This is a genomic window from Simiaoa sp., from assembly GCF_051972595.1.
Taxonomy (GTDB): Bacteria; Bacillota; Clostridia; order Lachnospirales; family Lachnospiraceae; genus Acetatifactor; species Acetatifactor hominis.
Window position 1 is genome coordinate 1 of record NZ_JBOKRY010000013.1, and the last position, 20,080, is coordinate 20,080.

The following is a 20,080-nucleotide window of genomic DNA, read 5'->3' on the forward strand; positions in this document are numbered from 1 at the left end:
GTGTGAGCAAGCTCCCACCGAGGCATTCCGTTCTATTTTTGCATGGCTCGTAACTTTCAATTTACTCAACAGAAACAGTATAGTAATAAATAGGTTGTCCGCCGTACTGTAATTCGATATCGCAGGCAGGATAAGCATCCTCTAAGTCTGCGCGCAGTGCTTCGGCAGCATCCTCTGCTACGTCACAGCCGTAGTATACGCTGATGAGTTCGGAATCTTCATCCACAAGTTCTGCAATCATATCACGGGTTACTTTTACCATGTCGGTACCGACAGCTACGATGCCCTGGTCACCGATGCCCATGAAGTCGTCTTTCTTGATCTCTTTGTCATCGATCACAGTATCACGTACCGCATAGGTCACCTGACCGGTCTTGACATTTTTGATCTCGCGGAGCATAGTCTCTTCGTTCTCTTCTATGGACAGTTCAGGTACGAAGTTGATCACTGCGGTTATTCCCTGGGGAATGGTCTTGGTGGGAATGACTAACAGTTCCTTATCCGTCATCAGTTCCGCTGCCTGGTTGGCTGCGAGAATGATGTTCTTATTATTCGGAAGAATGAAAATCGTCTTTGCATTTACCTTGTCAACTGCATCTAAGATATCTGCGGTACTGGGGTTCATGGTCTGCCCGCCCTCGATGATATAGTCTACACCAAGACTCTTGAACAGTTCACTTAAACCGTCACCTACGGATACTGCCAGGAAACCTACTTCCTTGGGAGGCTGTGCAGCCTTCTCTTCTTCGGCCTTTTTCTGTGCAGCTTCCTTCTCAGAGAGCTTGAAGAGCTTCTCCTGATGCTCTAAGCGCATGTTATCGATCTTCATATTGGACAATGCACCATACTTCAATGCCTTCTGGATAGCCAGACCGGGATCATTGGTATGTACATGTACCTTGACCACATCGTCATCTGCAACACATACGATAGAATCACCGATGGACTCTAAGAATGCCTTGAAATCCATCTCAGCCTTTACATTAAAAGGTTTGTTTAACAGAATAATGAATTCGGTGCAATAACCGAATTTGATCTCCGCTTCCGCCTGTACTTCCAGAGAACTCTTGGTATCTTCTGCCTTGGCGGTCGCTGCGGGAGCTACGGTCAGATCAATTTCTTTGCCTAAAAATGCGTCATAGGCACCGCTTAATACTTCTACCAGACCCTGTCCGCCGGAATCCACTACTCCTGCCTGCTTTAATACGGGCAGCATTTCGGGAGTCTGGCTGAGAACATAACGGGCATGTTCGATCACTGTTCCCAGGAACTGCTCTAAATCCTCTGCACCATCCTCGCAAAGTTCCTTTGCCTTATCGGAAGCACCTCTGGCTACCGTAAGGATCGTACCTTCCTTCGGCTTCATAACAGCCTTGTATGCGGTCTCCACCGCTTTTTCAAAGGCACGGGTTAATACGGGAATATCCAGTTCCTGCTCTTCCTTGATACTCTTGGTGAAACCACGGAACAGCTGGGATAAGATAACGCCGGAGTTACCTCTGGCACCACGCAGGGAACCACTGGAAATAGCCTTACACAGAGCTGCCATATCGGCATCCTCCCCCAGTGCGGATACTTCTCTGGCCGCAGACATGATGGTCATGGTCATATTGGTTCCGGTATCTCCATCGGGAACGGGGAACACATTCAGTTCGTTGATCCATTCCTTCTTATTTTCTAAATTCTTGGCGCCGGCTAAGAACATCTTGGAAAGCATCTTAGCGTCGATTTGTTGTAAAGCCACAATTACTTCCTCCTTAATCAATCACTCTTACACCTTCAACAAAGATGTTGATCTTTTTGATCTCAATACCGGTAAACTCTTCCACTTTGTATTTTACGTTGCTGATCAGATTGTCGGTGACAGTTAAAATGCTGACACCGTATGCTACGATCACATGGAAGTCCAGAACCAGTTTATTGTTGTCCAGGGATACCTTGATCCCTCTGGTGATGCTGTCTAATTTCAGAAGCTTTACCAGACCATCCTTCATGCTGACTCCGGCCATACCTACGATACCAAAGCACTCTACCGCTACGCTGCCGGCATACTGTGCAATGACTTCATTATCAATGTCAATGTTTCCCATATGGGTATTCATAGAAGAACCTTTCATACAGAACCTCCTTCATATTCGGATCACTTGTTTCTTCTGCTATGCCTGCCCCCAAAATCTAAAGTTCAGACATATATAAATGTATTTTAACAGCTTTCCTTTGAAAAAGAAACAACAAAATAAAAAAAATAAATATTTTTTGCTTGCTTTTATTTTGTTTTTCTGTTAATATATCAATGTTGTGAGCATTTCACACGTGTTTATTGAAAAAAATGTTTAAAAGTAAGCGTTAGATGCGCGTTAGATCGAGGAGGTGTCAAGATGGCTAAATGTGATATTTGTGGTAAGGGCGTTCATTTCGGTAACAACGTAAGCCATTCTCATAGAAGAAGCAACGCAATTTGGAACTCTAATGTTAAGAGCGTTAAGTGCAAGGTTAACGGCGGAGCTAGAAGAATGCATGTCTGCACCAGCTGCTTAAAATCTGGTAAAGTTGAGAGAGCTTAATCTCCTGCGGTAATATTGGATTTTGAAAGCCAGAAATGATGAATTTCATTTCTGGCTTATTTTTTATTCTCTGTGCAATTACCAAAACCTCTCTTCCTGCTTCCGCTTCAGATATTCTTTGTTGATCTGGCCTGCCAGTTCCCCATCACCGAAGAGGTTGTCCGGATGAAAGATCTTGATCAGATCCCGATATCTCTTCCGCAGAGCCAGTGGATTATTAACTCCACGGAATAAAAGCTGTACTGCTGTAAAGCTGCCTTCCCCAAACTCCTGCTCTCCGGACTGTTGTTCTCTGGCCTCCTTCAAGAGTGTCTGCCGTTCCTGCTCGAACCGCTTCCGATCCTCCTCCAGCTGCCGGAAACCCTCCTGTAAAATAGCCATTTTCTTCTCGAAGAACAGATTTTCTTCTTTTAGCCGTTTCCGCTCCATAACTGTACGCCGGTTCAACTCATCCAGCTCGTCCCGTAACTTTACCCGTTCGTCCAGAAATTTGTTCCGGGCCTGTTCCAACTCCGTACGCTCCTGTTCCAGACGCATATTTTCCTGGAAAAGCCACAGCTTTATTTCTTTTAATTCTTCGGTACTTTCCGCCTTAATGACCTCTTCCCAATCAATCATGCCGCACCCTCTTACTCACAACCACAGAAAAGATAATACCCTGCAAACAATAAAAGTGCGACCACGATCAGACCGATGAAGCGATTATGAATCACCAGCATAAGCAGCATGCCGACCGCTACAAAAAAGAGTATCAATCCAATAATCTTTTTCATAATACATCCGGATCCGGAATATTCTCACTTTATTATATGCAGAGTATCTCAAATATTACTTATCTTCTGTTGTTTCCTCTTCCGGAAATGCAATGTCCACCACTTCCGCATCGGACATTTCTTCTTGTTCCTTCGGCTTGGTAAATTTATCTACGATATCGGGAATCATATCCAGGATCTTAGTCACCGTATCCTGATTCTTGATATTTACCAGCTTTGTGGAACCGTTCTTAATGACCAGGACAGCGCTGGGAGTCATCTTACCGCCTAATCCTCCGGCTCCGGAAGCGGATTTTTTCTCGGAATTGTTGCCGGCACCGGCACCCACACCGAAAGTCACATCCACTAACGGTAATATGATCGTATCTCCGATCTTCGTAGCCTCTCCCACCACAGTCTTCGTGGAGAGTACCGTATCCATTCCCTTTAAAAGAGATTCTACCACGCCCTGGAACTGATTATCTTTTTCTGCCATAACAAACCTCCTGTTACATCCTTTTATTTCTTCTGATTTTTTTGAAATGTTCTTATCTTAAGCTTTAATTGCTGTAATCTCTTATCCAAAAGCAGCCGCGCGGAATGGAACAATACACATGCTACTGTAAAATGCCCGGAGGCTTTAAAATCACCCTCCAGTATTGCCTCTTCGAAATCCGGTGTAATGCAGACTCCCTTTCCAAGCTTCGGAAGTATCATTCCATAGATGCCATAAAGGTATCCGGTGGTATCCGGTGAGCCGGTACCAATGCGGGCGTTCATCTTAAGCTTTCGTGGACGAAGCCTTTTTAAAATATGCCCGATACGCTTTCCCGCATGCTGAAGCAATCCCTTCGTATCCGGATCATTCCATAACTCCCTGTAAAAAGAAATATTCTTCAAAATATATTTGATTTTATCACAGATTTTACGGATTGTGTATCGTATTTTCTCAAAAAAACCGGCGATTTTTCCGAAAGTGGAAGTTTCCTGCTGCGGACCGGGTGTGTTTTCTTCCGCAGAAATTTTTGCATCTGCTGAAGCTTCTGTATCGGTCGCAGGGTCCGTTTTCGCTATATCGCTATCATGCGAGAGTAACGTCTGTCCGGAAGTTTCTGATGCATCCGAAGATTCTGAAGCATCCGAAGATTCTGAAGTCCTTGATGTTTCCTGTGCAGCCTCCGTTATATCTTTTTTTGGAGCTGTGTGTGTATCTTCCCCCGATGCAGAGTTTTTTTCCTTCTCGGAAGAATCATATACTGTTAAAAAAAGAACCTTTGCCAGCAGTTTCCCTGGAACCGGATAGCTGTAAGAGACCCTTACCAGACCGAACAGCCATTTTATTTTTGCGGCGAACTGCATTTCTTCGGCATTTTTCTTCCCGGACATTTTGTAACAGACCGGGAAAAATAATACCAGAAGGATTACCACAAGAGCAATTCCGAGAAGTATTAACAACAGGATTCCAAGAATGCTCAATATTTTAAAAAAAATCGTCAACATAGTAAATACTCCCGCAGATTGCAGTCGCCCCTGGCTTCCAGGCATTCTCTGGTGATCTGTTCGATCAGCTGCAATGCCTCCTCATATCCGGATACAATCCCGAGAACCAGAAATTCTTCATTTTTGTAATGGGGCTGTATCAGTTGTCTTGCATCAAAAATATCTAATTGGTCTGCCGGATTTGACGCCGGTGTAATCAGATATACGTTTGCCCAAAGAGGATTTTTCACCAGTCTCTTTTTTATTTTATCCAGTTTTTCAGATGCGATGCTCTCTCCCAAATAGAGATTTGGTGCAAATGTAAGCTTTCCTGCCATATATCATTTCCTTTTGGTCAATAACCCTCCGGCATACTTTCCCGCCAGCCATATGGCTCATTATAGCATAAATTCTGCTATATTACAATTTTTGTTGCTTGACTTTTCCGGATGTTATTTTATACTAGAATTAGTATAAATTAGGAGGAAAAACCATTGAAAGTAATTACGAAGATGGAGCTTCAGCCGGACATGGTCCTGGGCGAAGATATACTGGATCAGAATCATGTGATCTACCCTGCCGGTACGACTGTGACCCCGCAGATTATAGAAAAATTAAAGCGTTATGATCTGGTATGCGTCACGATCATGGAAGATGAGGATTTTGCCACCACTCATTACGAAAAAATACGTTTTGACTCTAATTTCAAAGCTTTTGAACGTGCCTATCCCATTTTCCTCGGGGAATATAAGCTTGCAATGAAACAGCTTCTGGTCATGGGCAGGAAGCCTGCAGATATCGTTCTGCTGACTATATACAGGGAATTATATTATTATATCTCTTCCGGTTCCGCTCTTTTGGATTATTTATACAATCTGATGCCCAGTGAAGATGAGCTTACCTATACCCAGGGTTTGAATGCCGCTCTTTTAGCCGGAGCTTTTGCCGACTGGCTGTCCATGTCGGAGGATGAGAAAAATACACTGATCCTCTGCGGTTTCTATTATGATATCGGCAAGCTGCAGCTGCCCTACGAACTGCTGTGGAAGCCCGGAAAGCTGACCGATGCGGAATTCAAGATCATCAAAACCCATCCCGTGGTCGGTTATACCACTGTCCGGAATCAGGATCTGAATGAACATGTAAAAAATGCGGTGATCATGCATCACGAAAGACTGGATGGCAGCGGTTACCCTTATCATATGACCGGTCAGAAGATTGATGTCTATGCCAGATATATGGCGGTCATTGATGCCTACATTGCCATGGCTTCTCCCAGAACCTACCGCAATGCGCTTACACCGCTGCAAATTTTGGGAAATTTTGAAAAGAGCCTGGATAAATACGATGTGGAACTGTTAATGCCGATTATGAAAAGGATTGCGGACGCGCAGATCGGTACAAATGTACAGTTGAACGACGGAAGTATCTGGGAGGTTCTGATCATTCATCCCAACAAGTTCTCCCGTCCTATTCTGAAAAACGAAAAGAACGAATTCGTGGATCTCTTACAGAGAACAGATTTGGAAATCGTCAAAAATGTATAAGCACTATAAATCCTTAAAGGCAGGAATAATCAATTTATCCATTGATTATTCCTTTTTCTTTCCAGATATTCCGCATATGCCTTTTCCAAAATCTGTTTTTCATTGGCAAATTTCAGAAGATGATAGGCCTCATGGTATTTATAAAAACCGGAATCTGCAAAATACTCTTCTCTCTGGGGCTTGCTGTAATAGCTGTCGGTGCTCATCAGATACCAGTGTACCTCTTTCTCCACCACATCGTCCGGTACAGTAAAAGAATATTCACTTCTTCCCACATAATCTACGATAAAAGCTTTGGAGCCACTCTCTTCCAGAACTTCCCGCAACGCAGTCTCTTCGTGGGTTTCTCCGGGCTCCACGGTTCCCTTCGGCAGGACCCATCCTTCGTATTTGTTTTTAATATTTTTATAGAGTAATAATATTTTGCCGCGGAAAATCACCACTCCGCCACAACTGGTCGCCTCTATCATTTTCTTTTATCCTCCGATCTCACTGCTTTTCGCTAAAGTACGCATCAAAGATCCGTCTTGCAATAGGTACTGCATAATCACCGCCGCTTCCGGCACCTTCCACGATGATGGTAACGCAGACTTCCGGATCCTCCGCAGGAGCGAAACCGGTAAACCAGGCATGGCTGTCTCCCTTGACGTTATTATATTCCGCAGAACCGGTCTTACCTGCCGCTGTATAGCTTAGTCCTTTTAGCTTGGACGCCGTACCTTCCTGTACCACATCTGTCATCAGCTGACGCAAAATCGCCGCTTCGTCTTCCGACATCAGTCTTCCATACTCCGAGGCTTTAAAGTTTTTGACAACAGTTCCCTCATCATTCTCTACACGGTCGATCACATAAGGCTTCATAAGGGTTCCGTCATTTGCTATCGCACAGGTGATCATGTTCAGATGCATGGGAGTGATCTGTGTTTTTCCCTGACCGATGGAGGTCTGCATCATTTCAGCAGACGGGGTACTTTCGGAGACCAGTGCCGAACTTTTGGCGTAATTTAAAGTTAACGGCAGATCTTTATTAAACAGCAGATCATTTAAAGTCTCCTGAAACGCCTCTCTGTCCAGACTCATTCCGATATTTGCAAAGGAAGAGTTGCAGGATTTGGCAAAGGACTTCTTAAAATCCACCTGCCCGTGGCTGGAACCGTGGTAACAGCTGATCTTACTGTCTCCCAGCCGGAAAGAACCGTTACAGTTATAAGAGTAATTCTGGTAGGTATCCGGATTTTCCCTGATATATTCCAGTGCAGTAACTATTTTGAAAGTGGAACCGGGTGGATATAAGCCCTGGGTCGCACGATTCAGAAGTACGGTGCTGGAATCATTGTCCACCAGGTCATCCCAGATCTCAGCAATGGAATTCGGATCAAAGTCAGGATGAGACACCATGGCAATGATCTTACCGGTAGATACTTCTGTCACAATGATGGCGCCACGGTAAATATCCAGTTGATCGTTTGCTACCTGTTGGACCTTCACGTCAAGTGTAGTATAAACATTATCTCCTGGGTTCTTTTTCCCGGCAGTATCGTTTTTGACCTTATTGGTCAGAGAAGTATTTGTGTTGATCAGATAATAATTCGCCAGTGCTTCCACTCCCATTCTGCCCTGGGTGGAATAACCAACAATGTGCGCAAACAGATTCTTATAGGGATAATTTCTGGTCTCTTCTTCCTCCTCGTTCAGGATGGTCTCCGCCAGCACTTCCCCATCTCTGGAGTAAATAGCCCCACGGTAGTTCCTGGACAGCAGAATCTGTTGCCTGGAATTGTAGCTGTTATTGATCATATCCTGTTCGCTGGTTGCCACGAAATGTCCCAGATAGACCATGAGACATAAAAACAGGACTCCGATCCCTCCTGCTGACAGCCAGATCTCCCGCTGGTTCCCTCTGCGCTTATTGTCAGGTGTCTTTTTCGGGGATTTATTTTGCGTCTTATTATTTTCCACCTCTGCGCTCTCCTTCCTTCTGCAGTCGGATATAAATTCCCTGGATGATGAAAAACATGATCATTGTTGTCATCACCGAACTTCCTCCATAACTGATAAAAGGAAGTGTCACACCGGTCAGCGGAATGAATTTCGTACCGCCGCCGATAGTCAGGAAAATCTGGAAAATATACATAATGCCGATGCCGTATACGACAAGCTGATAAAATCTGTCATGAATCCTCACCGCTATCCGAATCATTTCAAGAAAGCTGCTGACACAGATCAGGATCAGGCACATACCGAAGATCACACCCAGTTCCTCGCAGATGGAAGAAAAGATGAAATCCGCTTCCACATAGGGAATTGCTGTCGGGTTCCCCTTTAACAGCCCCATGCCGAACCAGCTTCCGCTGCCGATGGCAAACAGCGACTGGGTAATCTGATATCCTTTATTGTCAATATATTTCCAGGGATCCTGCCATGCCAGCACACGGATCCTCACGTGATCAAACAGCTGGTAAGCAAGATACGAAGCAGCACCTCCGCCTACGATTCCCGCAAACAGATACAGATAATTGCGTGTTGCCGCAAATACCACGAACACAAATCCCACGAAGAAGATCAACGCACTTCCCAGATCCTTGGATACCACCAGGATCACCACATGTGCCCCGGCAATGATGGCAGTCAGGACCACTCTCTGGAAGGATACATTCTCCCATAAAGCTCCCGCCAGGAAAAACAGGAACAGTATTTTCACAAATTCCGAGGGCTGGAACGTAATTCCCCCCAGGGAAAAAGAGATCTTGGACCCATGGGTCACTTCGCCAAGGATCAGCACAGTACCAAGCAGTGCGATTCCCAATGTGGCATACAGCCAGGTGATTTTTTTGAAAAAATGAATTTTCCCAAGCAGATACGGTATCAGTAGTGAGATGATCAGAGATACCAGCACGATCACATACTGCCGTATTGCCTTGTCAAAAGACAGCCGGGATACCATACAGAGTCCGATTCCCAAAAGCATACACATATTATTCAGCAAAAGGCGGTTAATATTCTCGTAGATCAGTGATACCATCGTGATCGTTGCAAATAAAAAGATCAGGATAAATGCGAAGAAAAACAGGTATTGAAAATCTCCGCCGGTAAGTGACAGATTCAGGAAACATAATACCTGTACCAGAAACATCAGAACATCCTGCAGGATAAAAATCCCCTTGTGATGTTCGCCCGTCGGATATCGGAATGTATAAAAACAGCTTGCTGTATATAAAACCATAAAAAAGGCTATGAAATATTTGGATAATTCAATTACGTATTCCTGCATGCAGCAAAATACCTTTCTGTCTATTCTACGCCACGTTTTTCGTGACCGGTGGTATATTCCACATAGGGAAGTTCCTTGCGCGCACCGCCATAATAATTCAGGATCTGCAAAGTCTCATCCTCTGTCTCTGTGGTAAAATCCAGCCTCCCTACGACGATCTGTCTGTCCGCTTCCTTATGCAGAGATAAAGGTACACTATTGTAGATCACATTAAAGCAATGGGTACAATTGCGCATTACCGGAAATCTCTTATGATACCGGTCGGTCAGTTCCAGGATACGCCCACCTTCCCCTTTTCTACATCTGTCCAAGGTCTGTGTCACACAGTTAGCGGTAACCATCATAGGAATCTTACCATAGATCAACTTCTCTGTGGGAATCGCAGGATCTATTATCTTCTTCTGCTCCGCTGCCGTAAGTTCAAGCGGCAGACAGAAGCCATCCAGATACTGCATCCAGAAATCTCTTCCTTCCACATTCCACAAATAGAGACTGTAATCTCCGATGATCTTTTTCCCGGGCAGTGCCCATTGTATGAGCAGTCCGATATGTTCCATGCTGCCTGCCAGGAATCCCTGAAAACATGACGCATTCTCTCTTGCAAAGTTGTACAGCTTCTTTAAATACTGCTCATCCCTTAGGCGCAGGATCTTAGGCAGTACGATCTCACAGGGAATTTGTTTTTCAGAAGTCATTTTCAGCATTTCCGCTCCGGCTTCCGGATCCTGTAACAACAGATCCGCATCCAGATACAGCCTTATTCTAGCCGTCGGTTCTCCATTACCGTTCCCAAATACCGATCTGCAAAATCCTCTCCACTGCTCTTGTGTCTGCAATAGGATTGAAAATTTCTTTCCTATAGAAGACTCTTGAGGAGACTCCTGGGCTCTGTCTGCTATTCCGGTCTTATGCTGTACCTCACGTTGCAGTTCTACTCTCTCATAGCAAAAACCGTTTGCCAGAATTATTTTTTCTTCCAGAAGAGCAATCCCTCTTCTGCGGAGCTCATTGATCGCCTTTAACGGATAGAATGCATTCCCGCTCAGTTCGACTTCTATACTTCCGTCCAGAGAGAAAGAGCTGTCTCCTAACTTGCTTAACTGTTTTATAACATTTTCTTCCGAAATCGGTTGTCTGGAAGCTTCCTGCACAGGATTGCCTTCTAATGTGATGCGGATATCGCCGCAGGATATGGTCAGACTCGCCTCTTCCCCGGTAATAAACCGGGCCGTCATCCGTACCGGAAGAGTCTTACGTTTCGCCAAATGTTCCTTACGGATGTGTTCCAGCAGCCTTTCATCGCTTCCGCTGTATGCCGGACTGTTCAGAGTCACCATCTCTTTGCCGTTATGCTTATGATAATAACCGTCCTGACGCTCGCTTCGGATGTACAGACAGGACAGTGCATGCATATCTTCTTTGGAAATCTTCAGAGTTTTCTCCGGGTTCTTGTAATACCGATCAATATATTTACGGTAAATTGCCGTAACTCCGGCAGCATATTCCGCTTTTTTCATGCGGCCTTCGATCTTAAAAGAATCGATTCCCGCCCTCAGAAGTTCAGGGATAGATTCTATGGTACACATATCCTTCAGGCTTAAGGGATAGCATTCCTTCTGTCCCTTACTGCTGTAAGGCAGACGGCAGGGCTGTGCACAGCGTCCGCGATTACCGCTTCTGCCTCCTAAAATACTGCTGAACAGACACTGTCCGGAATAACAATAGCACATGGCTCCGTGAATAAAGCACTCGATCTCCATACCGGTGGCTTCCTTGATCCTGCGGATCTCCTTAAGGCTAAGTTCTCTGGCAGGTACTACACGGCATGCCCCTTGTTCCTTCAAAAATTCTGCACCATATTCCCCGGTAATTGTCATCTGCGTGCTCCCATGTAATTCCATGCCCGGAAAATTCTCCCGGATAAATGAAAATACACCCATATCCTGGATAATAACACCATCCAGTCCTGCCCGGTAATAAGGCTCCAAATATTCATATATTTCTGAAAATTCGGATTCTTTTACCAGCGTATTTACCGTAAGATATACTTTTCTTCCGAAAAGATGCGCATACCGGATACATGCAACCAGTTCCTCTTCGGAAAAATTCTCCGCATAGGCTCTGGCTCCGAAACGATTTCCTCCCAGATATACAGCATCCGCACCGGCATGGATCGCACCGTAAAATGCTTCCGTATTCCCGGCTGGCGCCAGCAATTCTACTTTCTTCATTGCACTCATAAACGTCCTCTATTGCAAATAGCTGCCCGAAAAACGGACAGCTATCAATTTACTTGTCTTTTAGTTCTGTCTCCAGACGAACAATTTTTTTGGCATCTTCATTCAACTGCTTCTGAAGCTCTTTTCCCTGCTTCTCTGCATTTTCCAGTTTGATCTGTGCGGAGATCAGTTCATGCTTCAGATCGTATAATTCCTTTTCTTTTCCCTGAAGTTCTTCTTCGAGGATAGAAATCTGCTTCTTCGCTTTAAAATAATCATCGGCAATGTTCAGCTGCAGCAGAACACTTTGTCTGTCCAAAGGCTGTCTGCGAAAGCTGTCTATCTTCCCATATTCGTTGATCTTGTTATTGATATAGGAAGCGATTTTCTGCATGTATTCTTCACTCTCATAGCCGCTTAAGGTAAATACCTTACCGCCTATGATCACTTCGGTATCTGTCTTCGGAGACATCTTAAACACCCCTCTTAACAATCTTTTGAAAACACAATATGTGCCGTCTGTTAAAAAATATAATACAACATTTATTATATATCAGATTATATAGAGTGGCAAGTAAAAAATTGCCCGATTGTCTCCGTTGTCTCCGTTAAAGTTTCAGTCCCAGATGCTTGTAGGTTAGATCCGTTACCGTGCGTCCCTTGGGCGTTCTGTTCAGGAACCCATTCTTGATCAGATAAGGTTCGTAGACATCTTCTATGGTGCCGGCATCTTCTCCGATGGCAGCTGCCAGGGTATCCAGTCCCACAGGTCCACCGTTAAATTTCTCGATGATCGTCACAAGGATATTCCTGTCGATATGATCTAAGCCCATCTTGTCCACATCCATAAGATCCAGTGCGGTTCTGGCTACCTCTTCTGTAATGACTCCGTCGTATTTGACTTGTGCAAAATCACGGACACGCTTCAAGATACGGTTGGCAAGTCTGGGCGTTCCACGGCTTCGCCTAGCCATTTCTTTTGCTCCGGCAGGTTCGATCTCCACATCCAGGATCCCTGCGGAGTGCATGATGATCTGCTGCAATTCCTCTATGGTATAGAATTCCAGATGATGGATCATTCCGAAACGATCCCGCAGAGGTGCCGTCAAAAGTCCCGCCCGGGTCGTCGCTCCTACCAGCGTGAACTTCGGCAATTCCAGACGTACGGACCTGGCACTGGAGCCCTTACCGATCATGATGTCAATACAATAATCTTCCATGGCGGGATACAATACTTCCTCCACCTGACGATTCAAACGATGTATCTCATCCACGAACAGCAGGTCTCCTTCTTCCAGATTATTTAAGATGGCAGCCATCTCTCCCGGCTTCTCGATCGCCGGTCCGCTGGTCACCTTCATATGGACTCCCATTTCATTGGCAATGATCCCGGCAAGGGTGGTCTTACCAAGTCCGGGCGGTCCGTAGAACAGCACATGATCCAGTGCATCCCCACGCTGCTTTGCAGCAGTAATATAGACCTTCAGGTTCTCCTTTATCTTGGACTGACCGATATAATCGTCCAGCGTCTGGGGACGTAAGGAGCCTTCCAGCTTAATATCTTCTTCCGTGATATTTGTCTCTATCATTCTTCTGGGCATAGTCGTTGATCTCATTCCTTAAAACAATTTTTTCAGGGCAGCCTTTAAGATTGCTCCGGAATCTATGTTCTCCACATCTTCAATGGCATTGACAGCCTTTAAGCTCTCCGCCTGTCCGTAGCCCAACGCCACCAGGGCTTCCACAGCTTCCTTTTTCTTCTCACTGTCAATATGCAGACTTCCTGCGGTCAGGATGCCTTCCGCGCCGCCTGCTGCAATCTCTCTGGAAATCAGAGTATCGTCAATGGATATCTTGTCCTTTAATTCCAGGATCAGCCGCTGCGCTGTTCTGGCGCCTACACCCGGTGCCTTCGATATCGCTCTGGCATCCCCGGACATAATGGCGAAACGCAGAGAATCCGCATCCATAACGGATAATATAGCGAGCGCTCCCTTAGGTCCGATACCGCTGACCGTAATACAGAGCCTGAACATCTCCAGATCGCTCCGGGAGAGAAAACCATATAATAAAAAGGCGTCTTCCTTCACATAGGTATATGTATAGAGCCGAACCTGCTCTCCGATTCCGGGAAGTCTCGATGCCGTATCCGCAGAGATCCGGACATTGATCCCGAAGCCGTTGACATCGATCACCGCGTTATCTACCGTAACATCTTCCAAAAAGCCATTCACATATGCAAACATGTATGTTAAATCCTCGTCTTTCCTGGCATACAAAATAATAGCACGTAAAATTCGGCTACGATATGTTTATCATACCATAGCCGAACATATGTTTCAAGTGGTTTTAACTCTGGATCTGTTTTAACTGGTAGAACTCTCCCTTCAGAGCCATCAGCTCGTCATAGGTACCGTATTCCGAACAATGTCCATCGGCTATTACGGCGATCCTGTCAGCATCCCGGATCGTGGACAGTCTGTGCGCCACAATAAATGTCGTCCGCCCCTCCGTCAGATTGTTTAACGCCTGCTGGATCAGCTTTTCGGAGATACTGTCTAATGCCGAGGTTGCTTCATCCAGCACGATCACCTTCGGATTCCGGATCAGTGCTCTGGCAATGGAAATACGCTGTCTCTGGCCGCCGGATAACTTGCCGCCGTGTTCTCCCACCATAGTGTCGAGGCCTTTTGGAAGGGATGCGATCAGGTCTGACAGATTCGCAGCCTTGATCACATTCTGTAATTCTTCCTCTGAGACATTTTCACAGCCGTAGGTAATATTGTCGCGGATCGTTCCGGAGAACAGAATGGATGTCTGGGGTACCACCGCTAAATGCTTTCTGTATGTTCTAAGATCGATTTTGCTTAAATCTTTGCCGTCGATCAGGACTTTTCCACTCTCTGCCTGATGAAAACCAATGACCAGGTTTAAGATCGTGGATTTTCCGGCACCGGACTCGCCTACCAGCGCAATGGTCTCTCCCGCTTTCACATGAAGGTTTAAGTGGTTCAATACGTTATGCTCATTGTTTTTGTAATGGAAGCATACATCCTCAAAGTCAAAGGTACCGGTTACCTGCTCCAGTCTTTCCTTGCCTTCGTTGTCTTCGATATCCTCAGATAACAATACCTCACCGATGGAATTCACGGATTCGATACCTTTTGCAATAGTAGGCAGCAGAGTAACGATGGAGGATACCTGATTGACCACCGTAGCAAAATAACTCTGATACAGCGTGATGTCACCGGCCTGGATCTTCCCGCCGATGGCGAGATATCCGGTAAATGCCAGGCAGATCACCTGGAAGATCTGGAATACCGCCCAGCCTACCGAGCCAAACAGTGCCTGGATCAGATCCAGCTTATATCCTTTCTCCGCCACAGCAAACAACTGCCCGCTCATTTTAGATACTTCTTCATCCTCCAGGGCATGGGCTCTGGTCACGGGTACCAGTTCCACCATTTCCATGACTCTGGCAGAGGTCTCTTCCATTTCCTTACGGAACTCCGTATTTCTCTTCTTCATAATATTCCGGAAGGTAACCATGGTAATTGCCGCCACCGGTGTGGTCAACAGGAAAAATACGAATACGATGCGGCTCTTACTGATAGTGACCACCAGTGCCACTCCGATATTCAGGGCAATATTTAAAATACTTAAAAATAGCTGTGTGGAAAGACCTTCCACCGCTTCCACATCACGCATGATCTTGGACTGTAGTCGTCCGGACTGGGTCTCCACATGATAGGAAATGGACAGCTGCTGTAATTTCCGGATCAGTGCTTTCCGAAGTCCTGTCTCTGCATAGCGGGTCGCCAGGCTTTTATAGGAAGTGTACAGATAATTCATGGGAATATTAAGCAGGATCAGTCCTGCTTCCAGAATACTGTAAAATATAATATTCCGGAAAGTATCCGGATTGTGTGCCGTCACATCGTTAATAATATTCGCCGTGATGATGGGCAGTACCCAGACACAGGCATGTTTTGCGAAAAAGCAGATCACTGCCATGACAAATTTATGATAATTCCCCTTATACAGATGCATCAGTGTTCGCAGGGGATGTCCCTGATTCTTCCGATAGCATTCGATAAACCAGCTCTCGGTGTCCATCTTTTTTTTCGGAGATGTTTTTGCTTCAAAGTCTTTCATATTTGCAGGATACCTTTCCCATTTGTTCGTTCCTTTCATTTTAGCGCAATTAATATGCGTTTTCCAGTTTCTTTTTGCGGTTTTTACATATAAACAACTGTTTTTTTGCCAAAAATAAGGCTGTGTCAGAACTTTTACATTCCTCACACAGCCCTTTTCATAGCATTGTATTTTTACGATCGATTAGTTGTTGATCAGCTTATCGTTCTCATTGTTCCAGCTGTAAAGCTTACGGATCTCTTCGCCGACCTTCTCTGAAGGATGCTCGGAAGCCAGCTTTCTCATAGCCTTGAAGTGAACCTGCTTGCCTGCGGGAGACATATCTAACAGGAACTCCTTAGCGAAAGTACCGTCCTGAATATCGGACAGGATCTTCTTCATGGTCTTCTTGGTCTCCTCGGTGATCAGCTTGGGTCCGGTGATGTAGTCGCCATACTCTGCAGTATTGGAGATGGAATATCTCATGCCTGCGAAACCACTCTGGTAGATCAGATCTACAATCAGCTTCATCTCATGGATGCACTCGAAGTATGCATTTCTGGGATCGTAACCAGCCTCAACCAGTGTCTCGAAACCAGCCTGCATCAGAGCACATACACCACCGCACAGAACAGCCTGTTCACCAAACAGATCGGTCTCAGTCTCGGTTCTGAAAGTGGTCTCCAGAACACCTGCTCTTGCGCCGCCGATACCCAGTGCATAAGCCAGTGCCAGATCCTGTGCCTTACCGGTTGCATCCTGCTCTACTGCGATCAGACAGGGAACACCCTTACCTGCCTGGTACTCACTTCTTACGGTATGTCCGGGGCCCTTGGGAGCGATCATAGTAACATCAACATTCTTGGGAGGTACGATACATCCGAAGTGAATATTGAAACCATGAGCGAACATCAGCATATTGCCCTCTTCCAGATTGGGCTCGATGTCATTCTTGTACAGATCTGCCTGCTTCTCATCGTTGATCAGGATCATGATGATGTCAGCACGCTTTGCAGCTTCTGCAGCGGTAAATACTTCAAATCCCTGTGCCTCAGCCTTTGCCCAGGACTTGGAGCCCTCGTACAGACCGATGATAACATGACATCCGGAATCCTTCAGGTTCAGTGCGTGTGCATGACCCTGGCTGCCGTAGCCGATAATAGCGATAGTCTTACCCTCTAATAAAGAGAGATTACAATCTTCCTGATAAAAAATCTTAGCCATTTTCTTCTCCTCCGTTATGAGACATAAAATTTATAACTGATAGGGATATACCCTAGAGCTAACTGATAAGAACTTTGATCTTTCGATATTAATCTTTCAATATTAATCTTCGATATAAGTAACGTTCTCAATACCTCTGCCAAGTCCCGTAATACCGGTTCTCGCCAGCTCCAGCACCTCATACTCTTCATTAAAACGCTGGATCAGTGCATTCACTTTGCTGTGGTTACCGGTAAATTCCACGATCAGGTTCTCCGCACCGACATCAATGATCTTCGCACGGAAATTATTGGCAAGGAACTCTACTCCCTGTCGGATCTCCAGACGCTTCTCGGGATCCACTTTAACCTTGACCAGTACCAGTTCACGGTACACACTGTCCTCCGGATCCAGTTCTTTGATATCACGCACATCTACTAACTTCCCTACCTGCTTCTCAATCTGTTCGAGGATATCATCGTCGCCCGAGGTCACAATCGTAATTCGGGTAAAACGGGGATCTGCCGTTACTCCTGCCGTAATGCTTTCGATGTTATAACCGCGTCTGGAAAACAGACCGGCAATACGGCTCAGTACGCCGGATGTGTTATCAACCAACAGCTGAAATACTCTCTTCTGCATGAATGATCTACCATACCTTTCGTATTTCTGCAACTGCTCTCCTTCCGGAGTAGCAACTGTATTCTTAATATAGCAAGATGCCTTTACAATGTCAATTAGTGAATTTAACATTATAATTGATGTATTTTAATCATCATTCTCGGTGCATTTTGATAATGCCAGGGTTCCGGTTCTTGCTACTTCCACAATACTGATCGTCTGAAGCATCTTGATCAGTGTATCGATTTTCTCCGGAGCATCGCAAATCTGCAGCATCATGAAGTGCTTTGACATATCTACGATCTCTGTTTTCATAATGTCACAAATTTCTATGATATCCCTACGATTATTCTTATTATATTTAACCTTTAATAACATTAATTCCCGGGTATAACACTGTTCCTGGGATAAAGTTTTTACTTTGATGACATCCAGCTTCTTATTCAGCTGCTTTTCAATCTGCTCCAAGGTGCGTTCATCCCCGGAACTTACGATGGTCATGCAGGATACCGCATGGTCATCGGTCTCTCCCACGGCAAGACTTTCAATATTAAAACATCTTCGGGAGAACAGACCGGCCACCTTACACAGAACACCGGAACGGTTCTCTACCAGTACGGAATATATTCTCTTCATTTACGTCCAGCCCCCTTCGCTATTTTACCAGATCCATGGGATCGATCAGACACTCTAACAGCATCGTGTTATCTTCTGCTAAAAATGCATCCAGTACTTCATCTGCGTGCTCCATCGTATTCAGGCGCAGATAAGGGATGCCGTAGGCTGCGGATAATTTCTCCAGATCAGGGCTTCCCGACAGATCCACCACAGAATAGTGATCCTTGTAGGTATAATGCTGATATTCTCTTACCATGCCGAGATAATTGTTCTTCAATACAATGATCTTCACCGGGATATTGTGCTGTCTTATAGTAGCTAATTCCATCATGGACATCTGGAAAGAACCGTCACCGCAGACGGCAATGACCTGTTTGTCCATGGCTGCTGTCTTGGCTCCCATGGCTGCCGGAATGGAATACCCCATGGTTCCCATGCCGCCGGAGGTTAAAAATTTACCCTTTTTCACAATGTGATAACCGCAGGACCAGATCTGGTTCTGTCCCACATCCGCTACATACACACCATCCTCCTGCATTTTCTCGGAAAGTTTTGTAATAAAGGCCGCAGGATCCACATAATCGGGATTCGGAGTTCTCTTTTTCTCCATTGTGGAACGGTACTCATTTAAGGTAGTAAGCCATTCCCTATAGTCGCAGCAAAATTCTTCCTTCTGGAAATCCTGGAAAATGTGTTTGGCATCGCCGACCAATGGGATGGATGGACCGGCATTTTTACCGATCTCCGCGGGATCCACATCGATATGCACCAGCACCTTGTTCCGGGTAATAAGATCCGGCTGGCTGACCGCACGATCCGCAACTCTTGCACCTACCATGATCAGCAGATCCGATTCGTTCATGGCACGGTTTGCGTAAGACTTACCGTTATTGCCCACCATTCCGTAATAGAGCGGATGTTCGGTAGGCATGACACCGATCCCCATCATGGTGGATACTACGGGAATGCCATGTTCTTCGGCAAAGCTGCGCAGCTCTTCTTCGGCCTCGCTAAGTAATACTCCGCCGCCGGCACAGATGATAGGGCGTTTTGCACGCTCCAGCTCCTTGATAACCTTTTTGATCTGTACGGCATGCCCCTTGACCGTAGGCTTATAAGTACGCAGATTTACCTCTTCCGGATAATGGAAGTTCTTGATAACGGCATTCTGAATATCAATGGGAATATCGATCAATACCGGACCTTTTCTTCCGGTATTTGCAATATAAAACGCCTCTTTGAATACCCGGGGAATATCATTAACATTTTTTACCAGATAACTGTATTTAACAAAAGATTCCACTGCGCCGGTGATATCCGCCTCCTGGAACACATCACTGCCCAGCAGTTCGCTGTTTACCTGACCGGTGATACAGATCAGGGGAATACTGTCCGCAAATGCCGTGGCGATGCCCGTGATGACATTCGTAGCGCCCGGTCCGGAAGTCACCGCGCACACACCGGGTCTGCCGGTCATACGTGCCACACCGCTGGCGGCATGGGCAGCATTCTGTTCCGTCCGGATCAGCACCGTCCTGATCTCGGAATCCAGAATACTGTTGAAAAAAGGACATATGGCAACACCTGGATATCCGAATACCGTGCTTACCCCCTCGGCTTCGAGACATTTAATAATCGCATCTGCTCCAATCATTTTGCTCCGCTCCTTTAT

Annotated in this window: 21 protein-coding genes; 2 read left to right on the forward strand and 19 right to left on the reverse strand. The window is 45.6% G+C overall.

Annotation, left to right across the window (positions count from 1 at the left end; genetic code table 11):
• Positions 1-61: 61 nt before the first annotated feature.
• Positions 62-1,705, reverse strand: a complete 1,644-nt coding sequence (locus tag ACTRDR_RS06650; protein ID WP_440526636.1) for a DAK2 domain-containing protein — start codon at positions 1,703-1,705, stop codon at positions 62-64.
• 52 nt (positions 1,706-1,757) lie between these two features.
• The gene (locus ACTRDR_RS06655; protein ID WP_176862732.1) at positions 1,758-2,117 is read right to left on the reverse strand and encodes an Asp23/Gls24 family envelope stress response protein; all 360 of its coding nucleotides are present in this window, start codon (positions 2,115-2,117) and stop codon (positions 1,758-1,760) included.
• A gap of 261 nt (positions 2,118-2,378) precedes the next feature.
• Between ACTRDR_RS06655 and rpmB the strand changes: the two genes are divergently transcribed.
• Positions 2,379-2,564 (forward strand): 50S ribosomal protein L28, encoded by a 186-nt coding sequence (rpmB, locus tag ACTRDR_RS06660; RefSeq protein WP_022155072.1) that lies wholly within the window; start codon positions 2,379-2,381, stop codon positions 2,562-2,564.
• Positions 2,565-2,642: 78 nt separating this feature from the next.
• Here the strand turns inward: rpmB and ACTRDR_RS06665 are convergent, their stop codons facing one another.
• The 5 genes from ACTRDR_RS06665 to ACTRDR_RS06685 are packed head-to-tail and all read right to left on the reverse strand — an operon-like array spanning position 2,643 to position 5,133.
• Complete coding sequence (locus tag ACTRDR_RS06665) at positions 2,643-3,182, reverse strand: hypothetical protein (protein WP_440526594.1); 540 nt, start codon at positions 3,180-3,182, stop codon at positions 2,643-2,645.
• An 11-nt stretch (positions 3,183-3,193) separates the two neighbouring features.
• Positions 3,194-3,337, reverse strand: a complete 144-nt coding sequence (locus ACTRDR_RS06670) for a hypothetical protein (RefSeq protein WP_176862736.1) — start codon at positions 3,335-3,337, stop codon at positions 3,194-3,196.
• A gap of 55 nt (positions 3,338-3,392) precedes the next feature.
• Positions 3,393-3,812 carry a spore germination protein GerW family protein gene (locus ACTRDR_RS06675; protein ID WP_176862738.1) on the reverse strand — a complete coding sequence of 140 codons (420 nt, stop codon included), beginning with the start codon at positions 3,810-3,812 and terminating at the stop codon, positions 3,393-3,395.
• Positions 3,813-3,835: 23 nt separating this feature from the next.
• On the reverse strand, positions 3,836-4,816 hold the full coding sequence (locus ACTRDR_RS06680) for a DUF2953 domain-containing protein (protein WP_440526595.1): 981 nt from the start codon (positions 4,814-4,816) through the stop codon (positions 3,836-3,838).
• Complete coding sequence (locus ACTRDR_RS06685) at positions 4,810-5,133, reverse strand: hypothetical protein (protein ID WP_176862742.1); 324 nt, start codon at positions 5,131-5,133, stop codon at positions 4,810-4,812. The genes ACTRDR_RS06680 and ACTRDR_RS06685 overlap by 7 nt, the downstream gene beginning before the upstream one ends.
• A 156-nt stretch (positions 5,134-5,289) precedes the next feature.
• On the opposite strand from ACTRDR_RS06685, the gene ACTRDR_RS06690 reads away from it, so the two are divergent.
• Positions 5,290-6,342 (forward strand): HD-GYP domain-containing protein, encoded by a 1,053-nt coding sequence (locus ACTRDR_RS06690; protein ID WP_440526596.1) that lies wholly within the window; start codon positions 5,290-5,292, stop codon positions 6,340-6,342.
• Between the two features lie 29 nt (positions 6,343-6,371).
• Here the strand turns inward: ACTRDR_RS06690 and ACTRDR_RS06695 are convergent, their stop codons facing one another.
• The 12 genes from ACTRDR_RS06695 to ilvB all read right to left on the reverse strand — a co-directional run bounded on the left by ACTRDR_RS06695 (position 6,372) and on the right by ilvB (position 20,062).
• Positions 6,372-6,812, reverse strand: a complete 441-nt coding sequence (locus tag ACTRDR_RS06695; RefSeq protein WP_440526597.1) for an NUDIX hydrolase — start codon at positions 6,810-6,812, stop codon at positions 6,372-6,374.
• Positions 6,813-6,831: 19 nt separating this feature from the next.
• Entirely contained in the window at positions 6,832-8,301 is a 1,470-nt protein-coding gene (locus ACTRDR_RS06700; RefSeq protein WP_440526598.1) for a peptidoglycan D,D-transpeptidase FtsI family protein, read from the reverse strand.
• A complete protein-coding gene (locus ACTRDR_RS06705) occupies positions 8,291-9,475 on the reverse strand; it encodes an FtsW/RodA/SpoVE family cell cycle protein (RefSeq protein WP_440526599.1) in 1,185 nt (394 codons plus the stop codon). The genes ACTRDR_RS06700 and ACTRDR_RS06705 overlap by 11 nt, the downstream gene beginning before the upstream one ends.
• 158 nt (positions 9,476-9,633) lie before the next feature.
• Entirely contained in the window at positions 9,634-11,853 is a 2,220-nt protein-coding gene (locus tag ACTRDR_RS06710) for a peptidase U32 family protein (RefSeq protein ID WP_440526600.1), read from the reverse strand.
• A gap of 49 nt (positions 11,854-11,902) precedes the next feature.
• Positions 11,903-12,304, reverse strand: coding sequence for a cell division protein ZapA (gene zapA / locus ACTRDR_RS06715; protein ID WP_176862752.1), 402 nt, complete (start codon positions 12,302-12,304; stop codon positions 11,903-11,905).
• 136 nt (positions 12,305-12,440) lie between these two features.
• On the reverse strand, positions 12,441-13,433 hold the full coding sequence (ruvB, locus tag ACTRDR_RS06720; protein WP_176862854.1) for a Holliday junction branch migration DNA helicase RuvB: 993 nt from the start codon (positions 13,431-13,433) through the stop codon (positions 12,441-12,443).
• 18 nt (positions 13,434-13,451) lie between these two features.
• On the reverse strand, positions 13,452-14,078 hold the full coding sequence (gene ruvA, locus ACTRDR_RS06725) for a Holliday junction branch migration protein RuvA (RefSeq protein WP_440526601.1): 627 nt from the start codon (positions 14,076-14,078) through the stop codon (positions 13,452-13,454).
• A 103-nt stretch (positions 14,079-14,181) separates the two neighbouring features.
• The gene (locus ACTRDR_RS06730; RefSeq protein ID WP_440526602.1) at positions 14,182-15,987 is read right to left on the reverse strand and encodes an ABC transporter ATP-binding protein; all 1,806 of its coding nucleotides are present in this window, start codon (positions 15,985-15,987) and stop codon (positions 14,182-14,184) included.
• 183 nt (positions 15,988-16,170) lie between these two features.
• Positions 16,171-17,190, reverse strand: a complete 1,020-nt coding sequence (ilvC, locus tag ACTRDR_RS06735; RefSeq protein ID WP_022155086.1) for a ketol-acid reductoisomerase — start codon at positions 17,188-17,190, stop codon at positions 16,171-16,173.
• 102 nt (positions 17,191-17,292) lie between these two features.
• Positions 17,293-17,811: an acetolactate synthase small subunit gene (gene ilvN / locus ACTRDR_RS06740; protein WP_176862758.1), complete on the reverse strand. Its 519-nt coding sequence runs from the start codon at positions 17,809-17,811 to the stop codon at positions 17,293-17,295.
• 126 nt (positions 17,812-17,937) lie between these two features.
• Positions 17,938-18,426 carry an acetolactate synthase small subunit gene (gene ilvN / locus ACTRDR_RS06745; RefSeq protein ID WP_176862760.1) on the reverse strand — a complete coding sequence of 163 codons (489 nt, stop codon included), beginning with the start codon at positions 18,424-18,426 and terminating at the stop codon, positions 17,938-17,940.
• A 19-nt stretch (positions 18,427-18,445) separates the two neighbouring features.
• Positions 18,446-20,062: a biosynthetic-type acetolactate synthase large subunit gene (gene ilvB / locus ACTRDR_RS06750; protein ID WP_440526603.1), complete on the reverse strand. Its 1,617-nt coding sequence runs from the start codon at positions 20,060-20,062 to the stop codon at positions 18,446-18,448.
• Between the last annotated feature and the right edge of the window lie 18 nt (positions 20,063-20,080).